Raw genomic sequence first — 1,842 nt, forward strand, 5'->3', positions numbered from 1 at the left:
ACCCAAGAGCCTCGTTTTGAACCATTGTTGAATGAGGCTTTTAGTAGTTTCCTCGCAGAACAAAAGGCGACTTGTTTGCTGGTGGATAAAGATAATCAACTATTTCACATTTTTAATAACTCCCTAGAGATTATTAAATTTAATACAGGGAGAACTACCACAGATGTTACTAAATTGGTAGTTTCACCCCTCCAGTTACCCTTAACAACCGCTTTACACCGCGTTAAAAGAGAACGTCGTCCTATAGCATATAGAGGAATTCAATTAAGCGAAGAAAATAACTCCCCCAGTGCCAACACTTCGATTGTCAATGGTTCGGAAACCAAACCATCCCTCTCGATCAAACTAAAAGTTACCTACCATGAAAGCGATCGGCTAGCCAAAGACTTTTGTATGGTGGTAGTGCAAGAAGAAGATCGTCCCCAATCTGTTGACGGAGAAAGATTTCGCGCCGAGACAGAAGCACCCCAACGCATTATGGAGTTAGAATACGAACTCCAACAAACTGGAGAGAATTTGCAAGCAGTTATTGAGGAATTAGAAACCACTAACGAAGAACAACAGGCGACAAACGAAGAGTTGATTGCGTCTAATGAAGAGTTGCAGAGTACCAATGAAGAATTACACTCGGTCAACGAAGAATTATATACGGTAAACTCCGAATATCAATCTAAAATCGCAGAATTGACCGAATTAAATAACGATATCGATAACTTACTCCGCAGCACAAATATTGGGGTAGTCTTTTTAGATCGCGAACTGAAAATTAGAAAATTTACTCCCGCAGCCACCGTTGCAATTAATCTAGTAGAAGCTGATATTGGTCGTCCATTAGGACATATTACCCATAATCTCGACTGTGATAATTTTACTGAATTGCTAGAAGAAGTCCTTGATAATCAAAAACCGATAGAAAAAGAGGTTCAACTAGGGAAAACGGAAGAATGCTTATTGATGCGAGTTAATCCTTATCTCCAAGAAGACAGAAGCTTAGATGGGGTGGTATTAACCTTTGTTGATGTTAATGAAATGAAAACAGTTCAGCGAGAACTCAAAGCAACCTATCAAGCATTAGAAAAATCCGAAAGAGAATTACGCTTCATTAATGAAGACTTAGAACAAAGAGTAAACGATCGCACCTTGGCAATGCAACAAAGCGAACGGCGTTTGAGAGCTATCCTCGATAATACTAGCTCTATTGTTTCTCTGAAAGATCTCCAAGGAAATTATATTCTGGTTAATCCGCAATTTTTAGAACTCCTAAACCTCGAAGAAACAGCCGTACTAGGTAAAAGCGATCGCTATTTATTCCCTGATACCATCGCTGAAGCTTTAGAAACTAATGACAATCAGGTATTAGAAACCGAAACATCCTTGCAATTTGAAGAAATCTTACAACTCGCAACAGGTATCCGTACCTATCTTGCGATCAAAACCCCTCTTTACAACAATAAGGGTAAACCCTTTGCAATCTGTACCATTTCCACCGATATCACCGAACAAAAACAAACCGAAGAAGCCTTAAGACGCAGTGCCACTAGAGAGCGTACGACTCTCAAGATAGTGCAAAAAATTAGTAAAACTTTAGATCGTCAAGAAATCTTTGCCATCACTACCAATGAATTGCGAGAAACTTTAAAATGCGATCGTGTTGCTCTGTATCACTTCAATCAAGACTGGAGTGGACAGTTTATTGCTGAATCTGTAGGAAAAGGTTGGATTAAGTTAGTAGAAGCTAACAACCAAAAAGTTTGGATCGATACCCATATCCAAAAAACCAAAGGAGGTATCTGCGCTTTAGAAGAAGTATTTACCGCCGACGATATATATCAAGCAGGTTTA

1 protein-coding gene is annotated in these 1,842 nt (G+C 39.2%); it reads left to right on the forward strand.

Annotated features, from left to right (window positions below; all coding sequences use genetic code 11):
- The coding region (locus tag H1P_RS33090) for a PAS domain-containing protein (protein WP_144875698.1) at positions 1 to 1,842 on the forward strand (1,842 nt) is incomplete at both ends.

It is taken from the genome of Hyella patelloides LEGE 07179, assembly GCF_900659865.1.
Taxonomy (GTDB): domain Bacteria; phylum Cyanobacteriota; class Cyanobacteriia; order Cyanobacteriales; family Xenococcaceae; genus Hyella; species Hyella patelloides.